Source organism: Thermus thermophilus HB8 (assembly GCF_000091545.1).
Lineage (GTDB): Bacteria > Deinococcota > Deinococci > Deinococcales > Thermaceae > Thermus > Thermus thermophilus.
Genome location: NC_006461.1, coordinates 115098 through 131262, shown reverse-complemented (window position 1 = coordinate 131262; position 16165 = coordinate 115098). Strand labels below are relative to the sequence as shown.

Here is a 16165-nt window from a genome sequence, read left to right as displayed (position 1 = left end):
CCTGCCTTCTCCCCTTTTCAAGATCCCCCTGCTTGGGCTTTCGCCCGCGCAGCAAAAGCCATGCTATCAATCCCCCTCCTTTTTGTCAAGGCTTGCGAGGGAGCGGATCTCCTCAATGAAGCGCTCCACCGAGTCAAACTCGCGGTAGACGGAGGCGAAGCGGATGTAGGCCACGTGGTCCAGCTCCTTGAGGAAGGCCAGGGCCTTGAGCCCGATCTCCTCCGAGGTGATCTCCGGGCCCGAGACCTGGTCCTCAAAGGTGTAGGCGAAGCGGCGCAGGACCTCCTCGCTCACGGGGCGCTTCTCGCAGGCGAGGAGGAGGCCCCTTAGGAGCTTGTCGGGGTTGAAGGGCTCCTTGCGCCCGTCCCGCTTGACCACCATGAGGGGCTCAAGCTGGGTGCGCTCGTAGGTGGTGAAGCGGCGTCCGCAGGAGGGGCACTCCCGCCGCCTGCGGATGGCCATGCCCTCGTCGGAGGGCCTCGAGTCCACCACCCGGGTGTCGGGGTGGCCGCAGTAGGGGCACTTCATGGCAGCTCCCTCAAGGCGGCGTAGGGTTCAAACTCCAAGGGGGGCTCGGGGAGCTGGACCTCGAGGACCACCCCCCGGATCCCCTCGGAGACCATGGACCCCAGGCCCAAGGCGGCCCGGACCAGGGGCAGGTCGTAGGGGTCGCCCACGGGGTCGCGGGAGGGGACCACGCCGTTCACCCGCACCCCGGGGAAGGTGCGGGTGGCCCCTTCAATGAGGCCCTCCACCGCCTTGCGCACGGAGACGGTGTGGGGCTCTATTCGGGCTGCGGGCGGCAGGACGATGGTCACGAACCCGCCCCCCGCCAGGTGGCGCAGCCCCTGCTGGAGGACGTAGAGGCTGGACTTCACGTCCTGGCTCATGAGGTCGTACCACTCGCCCTCCAAAAGCTCCACGAAGGGCGTCTTGCTCTCGGCGGTGGTCACGTGGACGATGCCGTCCAGGAGGCCGAAGAGCTCCTCCACTTTTTCAAAGGTGCTGGTCACGTCCAACACCACGCTCATGTCCCCGCGGATGGGGATGGCCGTGGCCCCAAGGGCCTCCACCTCCGAGGCCACCCCCGTGGCGAGCTCCACGTCGGGGTCCACGGCGATGACCGTGGCCCCGTTGCGCCCGTACCCGTGGGCGATGGCCCGCCCGAACCCCCGGCCCGCGCCCGTGACCATGACGATCTTCCCCTCGAGGCCCAGAAGGTCCCGTGACATCACGGCCCATTGTAAGGGAGAATAAAGCCATGGCGCGCATCCGGGTGGTCCAAGGGGACATCACCGAGTTCCAAGGGGACGCCATCGTCAACGCCGCCAACAACTACCTGAAGCTCGGGGCCGGGGTGGCGGGGGCGATCCTGAGGAAGGGCGGCCCCTCCATCCAGGAGGAGTGCGACCGCATCGGCAAGATCCGGGTGGGGGAGGCGGCGGTCACGGGGGCGGGGAACCTCCCGGTGCGCTACGTGATCCACGCCGCCGTCCTCGGGGACGAGCCCGCGAGCCTGGAGACGGTGCGCAAGGCCACGAAAAGCGCCCTGGAGAAGGCGGTGGAGCTCGGCTTGAAGACCGTGGCCTTTCCCCTTTTGGGCACGGGGGTGGGGGGGCTTCCCGTGGAGGCCGTGGCCCGGGTGATGCTGGAGGAGATCAAGAAGGCCCCGGACACCCTGGAGGTCACCCTCTACGGCTACCGCGAGGAGGACGCCGAGGCCATCCGCCGGGCCCTTTAGGGGGCTTGTTCTTCCCCGGACGCTTGGCCTTCGCCTCCGCCCGGGACCTCGGGGGAGGGGGTTTCGGGCTTGGGGAAGTAGCCCTGGGCCAGGAGCCTGAGGTCCGCCTCGCCCACCTTGCCGTCCCCGTCCAGGTCCTCCTTGAGCGCCTTCCCTTCCCGGCCCCAGGCCTGGGCGAGCCTTAAAAGCTCGGCGAAGGGCTTCCCCCGGGGAAGGGGCTGGCCCAGGGGCTTCCCCTCCTTGTCGTAGAAGACCACCTTGGGGGAAAGCCTCGGGACGAGGGGCTTTTGGGGGGTGAGGAGGAAGCGGAAGGCTTCCCGGTCCTTCACGGGCTTGGCGAAGGCCATGTCCAGCCGCAAAAGCCGCGTGGCCGGGTCGTAGTCCAGGAGGTGGGCGGGGCTTAGGGCTTTGAGGCCTGCGAGGTCGGGCTCGAGGTCGGCGAGGCGCACCTCCATCTGGAAGCCCACCGCCTCCCGGCCCTCCACCCGGGCGAGGAGGAGGAAGGGGCCCTCCACCTGGGCCGGGGGGAGGACGAGGGCGAGCCTCGGCGGGGGCGGGTCGGAGACGGTGAGGGTGAGCCTTTGGGCGCGGCTGTTCTTGGCGGCGTCCTCCACGGTGAGGAGGAGGGGGAAGCTTCCCTTCTCCTTGGGCACCCCGAAAAGCCTCCCCCCCTGGAAGCTCAGCCCCTCGGGGAGCTTCCCGTCCAGGGTGAAGCTGTAGGGCCGCACCCCCCCTTCGGCGGCGAGGCTTGCGCTATAGGGCTCGCCGAGGTAGGCGGGGGGGAGGCTCGTGGCGGTGAGGCGCAGGGGGTCCAGGCCCGCTCCCACGTCCTGGGCGCCGCAGGCGGCGAGGAGGAGGGCCAGAGGCCAGAGCTTCCGCATAGGGCCAGTCTAGCGGGTATAGTTGAGGGCATGGTGAAGCCGGACTGGTGGATCCGGGAGATGGCGCGAAAGGGCATGATTGAGCCCTTTGAGGAAAGGCTCGTGCGGGAGGGGGTCATCAGCTACGGGCTTTCCTCCTTCGGGTACGACCTCCGGGCCGCCCCCGAGTGGAAGATCTTCACCAACGTCTTCTCCAGCCTGGTGGACCCCAAGAACTTTGACCCCAAGAGCTTCGTGGAGTACGAGGGGGAGGAGGTGGTGATCCCCCCAAACTCCTTCGCCCTCACCCGGAGCCTGGAGTACATCCGCATGCCCGACAACGTGATCGCCATCGCCCTGGGCAAGAGCACCTACGCCCGGTGCGGCATCGTGGTGAACGTGACGCCTCTGGAGCCCGGCTGGGAAGGCCACGTCACCCTGGAGATCTCCAACACCACTCCCCTTCCCGCCAAGGTCTACGCAGGCGAAGGCATCGTCCAGCTCCTCTTCCTGGAGGGCCCCCGCCCCGAGGTCACCTACCGGGACCGCAAAGGGAAGTACCAGGGGCAGAAGGGGATCACCCTCCCCCGGGTTTAGGCCATGATCCCCGAGGGCACCCGCTTCCTTTTGCCCCCCGAGGCCCGGCTCAAGGCCGAGGTGGTGGGGAAGCTCCAGCACCTCTTCCGGCGCCACGGCTACGAGCCCGTGGAGCTTCCCGCCCTGGAGCTTTACGACCCCGACCACCCCCTGGCGGAAAGGGCCTTCAAGCTGGTGGACAAGACGGGGGAGGTCTTGGCCTTAAGGAGCGAGTTCACCACCCTCCTCGCCAAGCTCCTCCGGGCCCACCTGGGAGAGGGCGCGCACCGCTTCCAGTACGCTGGGCCCCTTTGGCTCAGGGAGGCGGACGCGGAGCTTGGGCGCCTTCGGGAGTACACCCAGGTGGGCCTGGAGCTTTTGGGGGCCACGGGGCCCTTGGCGGACGCCGAGGTGCTGGAGCTGGCCTTCGCCGCCCTCGAGGCCTTAGGGGTCCAGGGGGAGGTGGAGGTGGGCTTGCCGAGCCTCGTGGGGGAGGTGCTCAAGGCCTCGGGGCTTCCCGAGGCCCTGCAAAGGCGGGCCCAGCAGGCCATCCACCGCAAAAACCTCCCCGAGCTCAAGGGGCTTCTCGCAGAAAGCCCCGTCCCCGAGGAGGCGCGGAAGGTCCTCCTCGCCCTCCCCGACCTCTACGGAGGGCGGGAGGTCTTGAAGGAGGCGCGGGGCCTTCCGCTGCCCCCCAAGGCCCAGGAGGCCCTCGCCCAGCTGGAGAGGACCCTGGACCTCCTGGGAAGGCCCGTCCTCCTGGACCTGGGCATGGCCCGGCGCTACGAGTACTACTCGGGGATCTTCTTCCGGGCCTACACCCCGGGGTTCGGCCTTCCCCTCCTCGGGGGCGGGCGGTACGACGGGGCCCTTTTCCCCAAGGCCGCGGGCTTCGCCCTGGGGGTGGAGAGGCTCCTCGAGGCCTTGCGGCTTCCCAAGGAGGAGGAGCCCCCGGAGGTCTTGGCCCTGGACCTCAAGGCCCTCCGCCGCTTCGCCCGGGAGCGGCGCACGGAGCTTTTCCACGGGGAGGACCCCGTGGCCTACGCCCGAAGGCGCGGCATCCCCTTCCTCGCCCGGGGGGAGGAGCTTTTCCGCGTGGAGGAGGCATGAGGCGCTTCGCCCTCACCGTGGCCCTGCCCAAGGGGCGGATGTTCCGGGAGGCCTACGAGGTCCTCAAGCGGGCGGGCTTGGACCTCCCCGAGGTGGAGGGGGAGAGGACCCTCCTTCACGGAAAGGAGGGGGGCGTGGCCCTTCTGGAGCTTCGCAACAAGGACGTCCCCATCTACGTGGACCTGGGGATCGCCGAGATCGGGGTGGTGGGCAAGGACGTGCTTTTGGACTCGGGGAGGGACCTTTTTGAGCCCGTGGACCTGGGCTTTGGGGCCTGCAGGCTCTCCCTCATAAGGCGCCCCGGGGATACGGGGCCCATCCGCCGCGTCGCCACCAAGTACCCGAACTTCACCGCGAGGCTCCTCAAGGAAAGGGGCTGGGCGGCGGACGTGGTGGAGCTTTCCGGGAACATTGAGCTCGCCGCGGTCACCGGCCTGGCCGACGCCGTGGTGGACGTGGTGCAGACGGGGGCCACGCTGAGGGCGGCGGGGCTTGTTGAGGTGGAGGTCCTCGCCCACTCCACGGCGAGGCTCGTGGTGAACCGGCAGGCCCTCAAGCTCAAGCGGGCGGTCCTCAAGCCCTTGATCCAGAGGCTCAGGGAGCTTTCCGGATCATGAGGGAGCGTACGGAGGCGCGGAGGCGAAGGATAGAGGAGGTCCTAAGGCGGCGGCAGCCCGACCTCACCGTCCTCCTGGAGAACGTGCACAAGCCCCACAACCTCTCGGCCATCCTGCGCACCTGCGACGCCGTGGGGGTCCTCGAGGCCCACGCCGTGAACCCCACGGGCGGGGTGCCCACCTTCAACGAGACGAGCGGGGGCAGCCACAAGTGGGTCTACCTGCGGGTCCACCCCGACCTCCACGAGGCCTTCCGCTTCCTGAAGGAAAGGGGCTTCACCGTCTACGCCACCGCCCTTAGGGAGGACGCGCGGGACTTCCGGGAGGTGGACTACACGAAGCCCACCGCCGTCCTCTTCGGGGCGGAGAAGTGGGGGGTTTCCGAGGAGGCCTTGGCCCTGGCGGACGGGGCCATCAAGATCCCCATGCTGGGGATGGTCCAGAGCCTGAACGTCTCCGTGGCCGCCGCCGTGATCCTCTTTGAGGCGCAGCGGCAGAGGCTCAAGGCGGGGCTTTACGACAGGCCCCGCCTGGACCCGGAACTCTACCAGAAGGTGCTTGCGGATTGGCTCAGGAAGTGAGGAAGGCCTCCTCCTCCAGGAGTTCTTCCAGGGACTTGGCCTTGACCCCGAGCACGGAAACCCAGACCTGAAGCTCCCCCCAGGCCTCCTCGTCTTCTGGATTCTCCTTGGCCCTTTTCCAAGCGCTCTGAAAGGCCCGGGAGGCCTCCTCCAGCTCGTCCAGGAGAACTTCCAGGACCTCCCGCAAGCGCTCCTTGCGCACGCGTTTCCGGGCTTCCGTCTTGGGCATCCTACCTCCTTCCCATTCTACGGAGGAGCCGTTCCACCCGCCCTGGGTAGGTCCGGATCTCCTTTTCCCAGTAGCGGATGAGCTCCCACCTGGGCTCGGGACGACGCAGCTCCTCCTCTATCTTGGCCTGGTGCTCGCGGATACGCGCCTGGTAGCTTTCCACGCTTTTGCGCAACCGCCTATTGCCCATTCACGTACGTGAGCCAGCCCTCGTACTCCGGCCGCCGCCCGGTGACGGCCTCGAGGTAGACCTCCCGGAGCCTCAAGGCCACGGGCCCGGCCGTGCCCTTCCCGATGGGCCTCCAGTCAATCATGGACACCGGGGTCACCTCGGCGGCGGTCCCGGTCATGAAGACCTCGTCGGCCATGTAGAGCTGGTCCCGGGTGGCCCGCACCACCTGCACCTCGTAGCCCAAGTCCTTGGCGATGCGGATCACGGAGTCCCGGGTGATGCCCTCGAGGTTCACCGAGTGCTCCAGGGCGTAGATCACCCCGTCCCGCACGAAGAAGAGGTTCTCCCCGCTCCCCTCGGCCACGTACCCCTCCTCGTCCAGGAGGAGGGCCTCGTCGGCCCCGGCGGCCACCGCCTCCATCTTGGCGAGGGCCGAGTTCACGTAGTTGCCGCCCACCTTGGCCTTGCCGGGCATCACGTTCGCGGGGAAGCGGGCCCAGGAGCTGGTGATGAGCCTGGCCCCCTTGCGCACCGCCTCCTCCCCCAGGTAGGCCCCCCATTCCCAGGCGGCCACCATCACCTCGGCGGGGTTGTTGGGGAGGGGATTGACCCCTAGGGCCTTCGCCCCCATCCAGGCCAGAGGGCGGATGTAGCAGCTCCTGTAGCCGTTTCTCCGCACCACCTCCTTGATGGCCTCCTCCAGCTCCTCCGGGGCGAAGGGGATCTCCATGCGGAGCACCTTGGCGGAGTTGTAGAAGCGCTTCACGTGCTCCTTGAGCCGGAAGATGGCGGGGCCTTTGGCGGTCTCGTAGGCCCTTATCCCCTCAAAGACGCTGGTGCCGTAGTGGAGGGCGTGGCTTAGGACGCTGGTCTTGGCCTCCTCCTGGGGGACAAAGGCCCCGTTCATCCAGATGAGCCCGGCCTTGATCTGCACGTCGCCGCCCTTGGCCTCAGCCTTGGTCATGGCGAACCTCCGCCCCCATCATAGCGCTTTCTTGCGCCCTTGCGTTGGAGCGCAACAGGGCGAAGGCTCGCCGCGCTTCCTCGGCCAGGGCCCGGAGCAAGGGAGCCTTGAGGCTTCCCTCCCGGAAAAGGAGGTAGACGGTGCGCCCGGCCCCGGGGGGGCTTAGGGGGCGCAACCGGGTCCTTTGGGCCGGAGAGAGGGTCCAGAGGGCCACCTCGGGGAGGAGGGTGAGCCCCCCCACGGCGTCCACCAAGCGGACGAGGGTCTCCAGGTCTCCGCTTTGGAACTCCACGGACCGCCCGCCGAGGCTCGGACGGCACACGGAGAGGACCTGGTCCCGGAAGCAGTGTCCCTCGGCGAGGACCCAGGTGTCCTCGAGGGGAATCTCCAGAGGATGGACCGCCTCCCGCTCAAAGAGGGGGTGGCCCGGGGCCACATAGGCCCAGAAGGCCTCGGCGAAGAGGGGCTCGGCCCCGAGGCCTGGGTGCCGCTCCTCCGTGCCCACAAGCCCTGCGTCCAGGCTTCCTTCCTCTAACCCCCGTACGATCCCCGGGGTGAGCTCCTCCCGCACCGAGAGGGAAAGCCGGGGGTAACGCGCCTTCAGCTCCGGAAGGAGCCGGGGAAGGAGGTAGGGGGCAAGGGTGGGGATGACCCCGAGCCGGAAGGGGCCTTGGAAGCAGGCCTCTTCCCCCTGCACCAAAAGCCTGAGCCTTTCCACTTCCTCGAGGACCCTCCGGGCCTGGGCCACCGCCACCCGGCCCGCCTCCGTGAGCGTGCCCTTCCTCCGGTCAAAGAGCCTTGTCCCCAGGGCTTCCTCCAGCTTGCGGATCTGGACGGAGAGGGCGGGCTGGGTGAGGTAGACCCGTTCCGCGGCCCGGGTGAAGCTTCCTTCCTCGGCCAAGGCCACGAGGTAGCGCAGCTGGTCTAGGGTCAGCTTCATAATCCTGGCTTATTCTAGCGCCAAGCAAGATCTATTTGACTTATGGGCACTCCCCCTTTTAGGGTGAGGGCGTCCCTGGGGCCAAGCCCAGGGCGAAAGGAGGGAGAAGATGTTCCTGAGGATAGACCGCCTGCAGATTGAGTTGCCCATGCCCAAGGAGCAGGACCCCAACGCCGCCGCCGCGGTCCAGGCCCTTCTGGGCGGGCGCTTCGGGGAGATGTCCACCCTGATGAACTACATGTACCAGTCCTTCAACTTCCGGGGGAAGAAGGCCCTGAAGCCCTACTACGACCTCATCGCCAACATCGCCACCGAGGAGCTGGGCCACATTGAGCTGGTGGCGGCCACCATCAACAGCCTCCTGGCCAAGAACCCCGGGAAGGACCTGGAGGAGGGGGTGGACCCGGAAAGCGCCCCCTTGGGCTTCGCCAAGGACGTGCGCAACGCCGCCCACTTCATCGCCGGCGGGGCCAACAGCCTGGTCATGGGGGCCATGGGGGAGCACTGGAACGGGGAGTACGTCTTCACCAGCGGCAACCTGATCCTGGACCTCCTCCACAACTTCTTCCTGGAGGTGGCGGCCCGGACCCACAAGCTCCGGGTCTACGAGATGACCGACAACCCCGTGGCCCGGGAGATGATCGGCTACCTCCTGGTGCGGGGCGGGGTGCACGCCGCCGCCTACGGCAAGGCCCTGGAGAGCCTCACCGGGGTGGAGATGACCAAGATGCTCCCCATCCCCAAGATTGACAACAGCAAGATCCCCGAGGCCAAGAAGTACATGGACCTCGGCTTCCACCGGAACCTCTACCGCTTCAGCCCCGAGGACTACAGGGACCTCGGGCTCATCTGGAAGGGGGCCTCTCCCGAGGACGGCACGGAGGTGGTGGTGGTGGACGGCCCGCCCACGGGGGGTCCCGTCTTTGACGCGGGCCACGACGCCGCCGAGTTCGCCCCCGAGTTCCACCCGGGCGAGCTCTACGAGATCGCCAAGAAGCTCTACGAGAAGGCCAAGTAACCCTTAGCCTGGCCCGTAGCGCCCTCCCGGGAGGGCCCGGGCCAGGCCCTTTAGCTCCAAGAGGGTGAGGAGGGAGAGCACCCGCTCCGGGGGGATCCCCAGGGCCATGGCCAGGGCCTCGGGGAGCGCCTCCTTCTTTTCCTGCAGGAGGGCGTAAAGGGCTTCCTCCTCCGGGGAGAGGCCCGGGAGGGGCTTGGGCCTTGCGGACATTCCCAGGTAGGAGAGGACGTCCTCGGCGGAGAGCACCGGGTAGGCCCCGTCCTGGATGAGGCGGTTCGCCCCCAGGGAGCGCTCGTCCGTGGGCCTTCCGGGCACGGCCAGCACCTCCTTGCCGAGCTCCAGGGCGTGGCGGGCGGTGATGAGGGCCCCGGAGTCCAGGGGGGCCTCCACCACGACCACTGCCCGGCAAAGCCCGGCGATGAGGCGGTTTCGCCGGGGAAAGAACTCGGGCTTAGGGCCGGTCCCGAAGGGGAACTCGGAGAGGAGGTCCATCCGTTGGGCCAAAGGGCGGTTTTCCGGGGGGTAGACCCGGTCCAGGGCGCTTCCCAAGACGCCCAGGGTGCGCCCCCCGGCCTCGAGGGCCCCGAGGTGGGCCTCCCGGTCTATGCCCCGGGCGAGGCCCGAGACCACCCAAAGCCCGGCCTCGGCCAGCTCCCGGGCGAGCCTCCTGGCAAAGGCCAGGGCCCAAGGGGAGGCCCGGCGCGTGCCCACGAGGGCCACCGCCTCCCTTTCCGGGGGAAGCTCCCCCTTCAGGTAGAGGTGGGTGGGCGGCTGGGGAAGCGCCCTCAGCCCCTCGGGGAAGCCCTCCTCCCAGAGGCCCAGGAGGCGCACCCCTAGGGCCTCGGCGCGCCCCCTTTCCCTTTCCGCCTGGGCCTCGGCCTCGGGGAGGTGCCGCCAGGCCTCGGGGAAGCGCTCCCGCAGGAAGCCCAGAGGGTCCTCCGCCTTTAGGACCTCCAAAAGCCGCTTGGGGCCGATGCCCGGGAGGAGGGCGAGGGCCAAGGGGTCCACGCCTGGAGTATACTGGAAGCCTTGGAAGGTCCGGCCCCCGCCCCCACGGGCGAATCCTCAGGGCCGGGATCACCTGGAGAAACCATGGCGGAAAAGACCTATTCCGGATTCGTGGCCATCGTGGGCAAGCCCAACGTGGGCAAGTCCACCCTGCTCAACAACCTCCTCGGGGTGAAGGTGGCCCCCATAAGCCCCCGCCCCCAGACCACCCGCAAGCGCCTCCGCGGGATCCTCACCGAGGGAAGGCGGCAGATCGTCTTCGTGGACACCCCGGGGCTGCACAAGCCCATGGACGCCCTGGGGGAGTTCATGGACCAGGAGGTGTACGAGGCCCTCGCCGACGTGAACGCCGTGGTCTGGGTGGTGGACCTGCGCCACCCCCCGACCCCGGAGGACGAGCTGGTGGCGCGGGCGCTCAAGCCCCTCGTGGGGAAGGTGCCCATCCTCCTCGTGGGGAACAAGCTGGACGCCGCCAAGTACCCCGAGGAGGCGATGAAGGCCTACCACGAGCTTCTGCCCGAGGCCGAGCCGCGGATGCTCTCCGCCCTGGACGAAAGGCAGGTGGCCGAGCTCAAGGCGGACCTTCTCGCCCTCATGCCGGAAGGCCCCTTCTTCTACCCGGAGGATTACGCCAAAAGCGACCAGACCTTCGGGGAGTGGGTGGCGGAGATCCTCCGGGAGGAGGCCATGAAGCGCCTCTGGCACGAGGTGCCCTACGCCGTGGCCACCAAGGTGGAGGAGGTGGCGGAAAGGGAGAACGGCGTGCTCTACATCAAGGCCATCCTCTACGTGGAGCGCCCCTCCCAGAAGGCCATCGTCATCGGCGAGGGCGGGCGGAAGATCAAGGAGATCGGTCAGGCCACGAGGAAGCAGCTCGAGGCCCTCCTCGGCAAGAAGGTGTACCTGGACCTCGAGGTCAAGGTCTACCCCGACTGGCGCAAGGACCCCGAGGCCCTTCGGGAGCTCGGCTACCGCTCCTCCGTAGGGTGAGGCAGGAGGCTGTTTCCCCGGGCCTTGGGGAGTAGCATGGGTTTATGCCCTGGCTTCTTCCCCGCGAGATCGCGCCCCTCCACCAAAAGGCCCTGGACCGCTATCTGGGTAGCCTCACGGAGAGGCTTTCCGACCCCAATGTGGACCGGAACGCCTTGGTGCGGGAGGAGCTCGCCCGCCTCCTTTACGGGAGGCCCTACGAGGAGCTTCTGGAGGCGAACCCGCTCGCGGCCATGGGCCTGGACCCGGAGGGGATCACCTTTGAGGCCGAGTACTACGCCGCCACCGACCTGGAGAAGTTCCGGCGGGTCAAGCCCCTCCTCTGGTTCTGGAAGGTCCTGGACCTCACGCCCTTGGGCCAGTCGGTGCACTCGGGGGTGGCCATAAGGCGGGCCCTCGCCCCATTCATCTTCAAGCGGGTGGGGAAAAACCCCAAGTTCTTCCAGAACGTGGAGTTCTCCGTGGGCTACAACCTGGAGCTTGGGGACGACGTGGTGGTGCACCGCTACGTCTTCCTGGACGACATCGGCGGCATCAAGATCGGGGACCGCACCTCCCTCTCCGACTACGTCAACGTCTACAGCCACACCCACCACGTCCTGGCCTCCCCCGACGTCACCCTGAAGGAGACCATCATCGGAAGCGGGGTCCGCATCACCTACCACGCCACCGTCTTGGCGGGGGTGCGCATCGGGGACGACGCCATGGTGGGCACGGGGGCCGTCGTCACCAAGGACATCCCCCCCCACGCCATCGCCCTGGGCATCCCCGCGAGGCCCGTGCGCTACAAGGTCCGCCACGACTGCCCCTACTGCCGCAAGGGGGAGCCCCATCCCTCGGACCTTGTTCCCAAGCTTCCCGACCGCAAGGGGAACCCCGACTACCCCGATTTCCTGCCCCCGGGCTTCGGAACAAGGGAGGCGGGCTCTTGACGGGGTGGGGCTTTTTTGGCTAAACTAGCGGGTGCGTGCGGGGGCGATTAGCTCAGCTGGTTAGAGCGCACGCCTGATAAGCGTGAGGTCGGTGGTTCAAGTCCACCATCGCCCACCAAGGACCCCCCCTCCCCGCGAGGGGGGAAAGCCTTTTATCCCGGTCCGGGGGGCCGGCTTGTGCTAGCCTTTTAGCGGCATGGACGGCAACGCGCCCGAACCCAGGTACTGGGAGAAGATGCGGCTCGTGGCGGAGGTCCTCAAGGCGGTGGAGGGCCCCATCTACATCGCCACCCACGTGGACCCGGACGGGGACGCCATCGGAAGCTCCCTGGGGCTTTACCGGGCCCTCAAGGCCCTGGGCAAGGAGGCCTACTGGGTCGCCGATCCGCCGAGGTTCCTCCGCTTCCTCCCAAAGGAGGAGGAGTACTCCGACCCCGTGGAGAAGCTTCCTCCCGGGGCCACCCTGGTGGCCCTGGACAGCGCCGAGCCCTCGAGGGTCGTGGGGGTTCCCGTGGAGGGCTTCGTCATCAACATAGACCACCACGGCACCAACCCCCGCTTCGGCCACCTCCACGTGGTGGACCCCTCCAAGGCGGCCACGGCCCAGATGGTGAAGGACCTCATTGACCTCTTGGGCGTGGAGTGGACGGCGGAGATCGCCACCCCCGTCCTCACGGGCATCCTCACGGACACCGGCAACTTCCGCTTCGCCAACACCACCCCCGAGGTGCTTCGGGTGGCGGCGGAGCTTTTGGGCTACGGGGTGAAGCTCGCCGAGCTCACCGACCGCCTCCAGTTCCGCCCCCCTTCCTACTTCCGCCTCATGGGCCAGGTGCTCTCCACGGTGGCCTTCCACTTTGGCGGGCTTCTCGTTACCGCCCACCTGCCCGAGGACGCGGGGGCCGAGGAAGACTCCGACGACTTCGTGGGCCTCATCCGCTACGTGGAGGGGAGCGTGGTTTCGGTCTTCCTCCGCAAGCGGGAGGAGGGGGTGAAGGTCTCCATCCGCTCCCGGGGCGGGGTCTCGGCCCAGAACATCGCCCTGAAGCTCGGGGGCGGCGGGCACGTCCCCGCCGCCGGGGCCACCCTGAAGGGCCTGGACCTGGACCAGGCCTACGAGAGGGTCCTCGAGGCCGTCAGGGAGGAGCTCACGCGGGCGGGGTACCTCTAGGGGGGTCCCAGAGGAGAGGGGGATGGGAGAGGAGGAGGGGGGCCACCTCCTCCCCGGGCTCCACAAGGAGGCGGTGGCGGTAACGGGTGCCCCGGGGCTCCCGGTACACCTCCAGGCTTCCCCCTTCCTCCACGAGCCACACCTCGGGGACGCCTCCTTGGGCGTAGAGGGCGAGCTTCTTAAGGTCCATTTCCCGGGGGGAGAAGCTGACCTCCACCACCAAGAGGGTGTCCCCGGCTTCGGGGAGCCTTTCCCGGTAAAAATCCTCCCGCGGCCGGAGCAGGGCGAGGTCCGGTTGGGGCAGGGAGTGGGGGGAAAGACGAAGGGGGTTTTGCACGTAGACCAGGGCCCGGTCCCCGTAAAGCCTTTCCAGTTGTTTGGCCAGGTAGGTCACCAGGCTGGCGTGTCCGCTGCCGATGGGGGCCATCTCGTAGACCTCGCCGTCCAAGAGCTCCAGGCGAAGCCCCTCTGGGGCCTTCTCCAGGAGGGCCTGGAACTCCTCGAGGCTCAGGCGGTGGCGGATCATCTCCCCATTTTAGGCCCCGTACTTCAAGAGCTTCCCCGCGTGGGCGAGGAGGAGGGGCATGAGCTCCACCCCCCGGAGGTGGCCGAGGCTTCCCCTTTGGGCCTCCCTCTCCGTGAAGCGCCTCGCCTCGTCCGCCCGCAGGTAGGGGGCCTTCAGGAGGAGGGGGACGGGGTGCCAGGAGTGGGCCTTGAGGAGGGCGGGGGTGGAGTGGTCTCCCGTGATGGCGAGGACGTCCGGGCCTAGGGCCAGGATCTCGGGGAGGAGGGCGTCAAAGAGCTCCACCTTCTCCACCTTTCCGTGGAAGTTCCCGTCCTCCCCCATGGCGTCCGTCTTCTTCACGTGGAAGTAGAAGAAGTCGTACCGCCCCCAGTTCTCCTTTAGGGCCTTGAGCTTCCCCTCCAGGGCGTCCCCCTCCCCCTCCACGGGAAGGACCTCCATGCCCACCAGGCTGGCCAGGCCCTTGTACATGGGGTAGCTGGCGATGGCGGCGGGGGTGAGCTTGTAGACCTCCTGCATCCGGGGGAAGCTTGGCTTCTTGGAGGCCCCCCGGAAGAGGGCCCCGTTCATGCGGGGCTCGTCCTTGAGGACCTCCCGGATCCTCTCCGAAAGCAGGTTGACGAGCCTGGCCGTCCTCTCCGAGGCCTCGTCCAGGGCCTTGGCCTTTAGGGGGGGCAGGCCCGTCTTCTGGGGGTCGGTGTCCGTCACCTTGTCCTCCAGCCCCTCCCCCCGGAGGATCACCAGGAAGCGGTGCTCGCTTTCCGTGTAGAAGAGGACCTCCACGTCCTCTATGCGGGGGATGGCTTCCTTGAGTTTGGCGATGACCCTCTGGTTCTCCTCCGTGGGGGGCCTTCCCGCCCTGCGGTCCACCACCTTGCCCTCAGGGTCTAAGGTGGCGAAGTTCCCCCTTAAGGCCACGTCCCCCTCCCGGAAGTCGGCCCCGAGGCCCAAGGCGCTCAAAGCCCCCCGGCCCACCACGTAGCGGAAGGGGTCGTAGCCGAAGAGGGCGAGGTGGCCTGGGCCGGAGCCCGGGGCGAGGCCGGGGTAGACGGGGGTGAGGAGGCCTAAGGCGCTCTCCTCCGCCAGGCGGTCCAGGTTGGGCGTCTTGGCGGCCTCGAGCTCCGTGGGGCCCCCAGGCTCCAAGGGAAGCCCCCCCACGCCGTCCAAGACGATGAGGAGGATCTTGCTCGGGGTCTTCTGGGCGAGTTCCTTGAGGACGGGGAAGAGGTCCATGGGGCCATTTTACTGGGGTAAGATGGGCGGGTATGGCGAAGGAGAAGGGCCTAACCCCCCAGAGCCAGGACTTCAGCGAGTGGTACCTCGAGGTCATCCAAAAGGCCGAGCTCGCCGACTACGGGCCCGTGCGGGGCACCATCGTGGTCCGCCCCTACGGGTACGCCATCTGGGAGAACATCCAGCAGGTTCTGGACCGCATGTTCAAGGAGACCGGCCACCAGAACGCCTACTTCCCCCTCTTCATCCCCATGAGCTTTCTCAGGAAGGAGGCGGAGCACGTGGAGGGGTTCTCCCCCGAGCTCGCCGTGGTCACCCACGCGGGGGGCGAGGAGCTGGAGGAGCCCCTGGCGGTCCGCCCCACCTCGGAGACGGTCATCGGCTACATGTGGTCCAAGTGGATCAGGAGCTGGCGCGACCTGCCCCAGCTCTTGAACCAGTGGGGCAACGTGGTGCGCTGGGAGATGCGCACGCGGCCTTTCCTTCGCACGAGCGAGTTTCTGTGGCAGGAGGGGCACACCGCCCACGCCACCCGGGAGGAGGCGGAGGAGGAGGTGCGGAGGATGCTCTCCATCTACGCCCGCCTCGCCCGGGAGTACGCCGCCATCCCCGTGATTGAGGGCCTGAAGACCGAGAAGGAGAAGTTCGCCGGGGCCGTCTACACCACCACCATTGAGGCCCTGATGAAAGACGGCAAGGCCCTCCAGGCGGGCACCAGCCACTACCTGGGGGAGAACTTCGCCCGCGCCTTTGACATCAAGTTCCAGGACAGGGACCTCCAGGTGAAGTACGTCCACACCACGAGCTGGGGCCTCTCCTGGCGCTTCATCGGGGCCATCATCATGACCCACGGGGACGATAGGGGCCTCGTCCTCCCGCCCCGCCTCGCCCCCATCCAGGTGGTCATCGTCCCCATCTACAAGGACGAAAGCCGCGAGCGGGTCCTCGAGGCCGCCCAAGGTCTCCGCCAGGCTCTTCTTGCTCAAGGCCTTCGGGTCCACCTGGACGACCGGGACCAGCACACCCCGGGGTACAAGTTCCACGAGTGGGAGCTCAAGGGGGTGCCCTTCCGCGTGGAGCTCGGGCCCAAGGACCTGGAAGGGGGCCAGGCGGTCTTGGCGAGCCGCCTCGGGGGCAAGGAGACCCTGCCCCTCGCCGCCCTCCCCGAGGCGCTGCCCGGGAAGCTTGACGCCTTCCACGAGGAGCTCTACCGGAGGGCCCTCGCCTTCCGGGAGGACCACACCCGCAAGGTGGACACCTACGAGGCCTTCAAGGAGGCGGTGCAGGAGGGGTTCGCCCTGGCCTTCCACTGCGGGGACAAGGCCTGCGAGCGGCTCATCCAAGAGGAGACCACCGCCACCACCCGGTGCGTCCCCTTTGAGGCCGAGCCCGAAGAAGGCTTCTGCGTCCGTTGCGGCAGGCCCTCCGCCTACGGCAAGCGGGTGGTCTTCGCCAAGGCGTACTGAGGGGGAAGGGCGCTTCCGGGGCGCCCCTCGAGGG

Annotated in this window: 20 protein-coding genes and 1 tRNA gene; 11 read left to right on the top strand and 10 right to left on the bottom strand. The window is 68.1% G+C overall.

The annotated features are described in order from the left end of the window. Window positions 1-66: 66 nt before the first annotated feature. Together nrdR and TTH_RS00700 are read right to left on the bottom strand one after the other, a co-directional pair. Window positions 67-528, bottom strand: coding sequence for a transcriptional regulator NrdR (gene nrdR, locus TTH_RS00705; protein ID WP_011174215.1), 462 nt, complete (start codon window positions 526-528; stop codon window positions 67-69). Further along, entirely contained in the window at window positions 525-1232 is a 708-nt protein-coding gene (locus TTH_RS00700; RefSeq protein ID WP_011174216.1) for an SDR family NAD(P)-dependent oxidoreductase, read from the bottom strand. The genes nrdR and TTH_RS00700 overlap by 4 nt, the downstream gene beginning before the upstream one ends. Before the next feature lie 29 nt (window positions 1233-1261). On the opposite strand from TTH_RS00700, the gene TTH_RS00695 reads away from it, so the two are divergent. After that, window positions 1262-1741: a macro domain-containing protein gene (locus TTH_RS00695; RefSeq protein ID WP_008630908.1), complete on the top strand. Its 480-nt coding sequence runs from the start codon at window positions 1262-1264 to the stop codon at window positions 1739-1741. Here the strand turns inward: TTH_RS00695 and TTH_RS00690 are convergent. After that, a complete protein-coding gene (locus TTH_RS00690; protein WP_011227728.1) occupies window positions 1738-2622 on the bottom strand; it encodes a putative Ig domain-containing protein in 885 nt (294 codons plus the stop codon). The two genes, TTH_RS00695 and TTH_RS00690, sit on opposite strands and share 4 nt — an antisense overlap. Before the next feature lie 30 nt (window positions 2623-2652). Here TTH_RS00690 and dcd point away from each other — a divergent pair, with 30 nt between their 5' ends. Genes dcd through trmH form a run of 4 tightly spaced genes read left to right on the top strand, consistent with a single transcriptional unit; the run spans window position 2653 to window position 5485 of the window. After that, window positions 2653-3198: a dCTP deaminase gene (gene dcd, locus TTH_RS00685; protein ID WP_011174218.1), complete on the top strand. Its 546-nt coding sequence runs from the start codon at window positions 2653-2655 to the stop codon at window positions 3196-3198. Window positions 3199-3201: 3 nt separating this feature from the next. Continuing rightward, window positions 3202-4287 carry an ATP phosphoribosyltransferase regulatory subunit gene (locus tag TTH_RS00680; RefSeq protein ID WP_011174219.1) on the top strand — a complete coding sequence of 362 codons (1086 nt, stop codon included), beginning with the start codon at window positions 3202-3204 and terminating at the stop codon, window positions 4285-4287. After that, window positions 4284-4904 (top strand): ATP phosphoribosyltransferase, encoded by a 621-nt coding sequence (hisG, locus tag TTH_RS00675; protein WP_011174220.1) that lies wholly within the window; start codon window positions 4284-4286, stop codon window positions 4902-4904. Before TTH_RS00680 ends, hisG begins: the two co-directional genes overlap by 4 nt. Beyond that, window positions 4901-5485, top strand: a complete 585-nt coding sequence (trmH, locus tag TTH_RS00670) for a tRNA (guanosine(18)-2'-O)-methyltransferase TrmH (protein WP_011174221.1) — start codon at window positions 4901-4903, stop codon at window positions 5483-5485. The genes hisG and trmH overlap by 4 nt, the downstream gene beginning before the upstream one ends. Here trmH and TTH_RS00665 read toward each other — a convergent pair. Genes TTH_RS00665 through TTH_RS00650 form a run of 4 tightly spaced genes read right to left on the bottom strand, consistent with a single transcriptional unit; the run spans window position 5475 to window position 7790 of the window. Next, window positions 5475-5714, bottom strand: coding sequence for a hypothetical protein (locus TTH_RS00665; RefSeq protein ID WP_008630920.1), 240 nt, complete (start codon window positions 5712-5714; stop codon window positions 5475-5477). The two genes, trmH and TTH_RS00665, sit on opposite strands and share 11 nt — an antisense overlap. A 1-nt stretch (window position 5715) precedes the next feature. Then, complete coding sequence (locus TTH_RS00660; protein WP_011174222.1) at window positions 5716-5904, bottom strand: hypothetical protein; 189 nt, start codon at window positions 5902-5904, stop codon at window positions 5716-5718. After that, entirely contained in the window at window positions 5894-6850 is a 957-nt protein-coding gene (locus TTH_RS00655; RefSeq protein ID WP_164926019.1) for a branched-chain amino acid transaminase, read from the bottom strand. The genes TTH_RS00660 and TTH_RS00655 overlap by 11 nt, the downstream gene beginning before the upstream one ends. Further along, window positions 6837-7790: a hydrogen peroxide-inducible genes activator gene (locus tag TTH_RS00650; protein WP_011227726.1), complete on the bottom strand. Its 954-nt coding sequence runs from the start codon at window positions 7788-7790 to the stop codon at window positions 6837-6839. The genes TTH_RS00655 and TTH_RS00650 overlap by 14 nt, the downstream gene beginning before the upstream one ends. Window positions 7791-7899: 109 nt before the next feature. Between TTH_RS00650 and TTH_RS00645 the strand changes: the two genes are divergently transcribed. Continuing rightward, window positions 7900-8808: a manganese catalase family protein gene (locus TTH_RS00645; protein WP_011227725.1), complete on the top strand. Its 909-nt coding sequence runs from the start codon at window positions 7900-7902 to the stop codon at window positions 8806-8808. 3 nt (window positions 8809-8811) lie between these two features. Here TTH_RS00645 and dprA read toward each other — a convergent pair whose 3' ends face one another. Beyond that, the gene (gene dprA, locus TTH_RS00640) at window positions 8812-9816 is read right to left on the bottom strand and encodes a DNA-processing protein DprA (RefSeq protein WP_011227724.1); all 1005 of its coding nucleotides are present in this window, start codon (window positions 9814-9816) and stop codon (window positions 8812-8814) included. Window positions 9817-9900: 84 nt separating this feature from the next. On the opposite strand from dprA, the gene era reads away from it, so the two are divergent. The 4 genes from era (at window position 9901) to TTH_RS00620 (ending at window position 12909) form a co-directional block, all read left to right on the top strand. Beyond that, the gene (gene era / locus TTH_RS00635; RefSeq protein WP_008630929.1) at window positions 9901-10806 is read left to right on the top strand and encodes a GTPase Era; all 906 of its coding nucleotides are present in this window, start codon (window positions 9901-9903) and stop codon (window positions 10804-10806) included. A gap of 44 nt (window positions 10807-10850) precedes the next feature. Beyond that, entirely contained in the window at window positions 10851-11738 is an 888-nt protein-coding gene (locus tag TTH_RS00630; protein WP_011174227.1) for an acyltransferase, read from the top strand. Between the two features lie 41 nt (window positions 11739-11779). Beyond that, window positions 11780-11856: transfer RNA gene (locus tag TTH_RS00625), tRNA-Ile, on the top strand. Window positions 11857-11934: 78 nt separating this feature from the next. Continuing rightward, window positions 11935-12909 carry a DHH family phosphoesterase gene (locus tag TTH_RS00620; RefSeq protein ID WP_011227723.1) on the top strand — a complete coding sequence of 325 codons (975 nt, stop codon included), beginning with the start codon at window positions 11935-11937 and terminating at the stop codon, window positions 12907-12909. On the opposite strand, the gene TTH_RS00615 is transcribed toward TTH_RS00620, so the two are convergent. Together TTH_RS00615 and TTH_RS00610 are read right to left on the bottom strand one after the other, a co-directional pair. Next, window positions 12887-13435 carry a Uma2 family endonuclease gene (locus TTH_RS00615; RefSeq protein ID WP_011227722.1) on the bottom strand — a complete coding sequence of 183 codons (549 nt, stop codon included), beginning with the start codon at window positions 13433-13435 and terminating at the stop codon, window positions 12887-12889. The genes TTH_RS00620 and TTH_RS00615 overlap by 23 nt on opposite strands. Before the next feature lie 9 nt (window positions 13436-13444). Then, a complete protein-coding gene (locus TTH_RS00610; protein ID WP_011227721.1) occupies window positions 13445-14665 on the bottom strand; it encodes a 2,3-bisphosphoglycerate-independent phosphoglycerate mutase in 1221 nt (406 codons plus the stop codon). A 32-nt stretch (window positions 14666-14697) separates the two neighbouring features. Between TTH_RS00610 and proS the strand changes: the two genes are divergently transcribed. Then, window positions 14698-16131 carry a proline--tRNA ligase gene (proS, locus tag TTH_RS00605; RefSeq protein WP_011227720.1) on the top strand — a complete coding sequence of 478 codons (1434 nt, stop codon included), beginning with the start codon at window positions 14698-14700 and terminating at the stop codon, window positions 16129-16131. Window positions 16132-16165 lie beyond the last annotated feature (34 nt).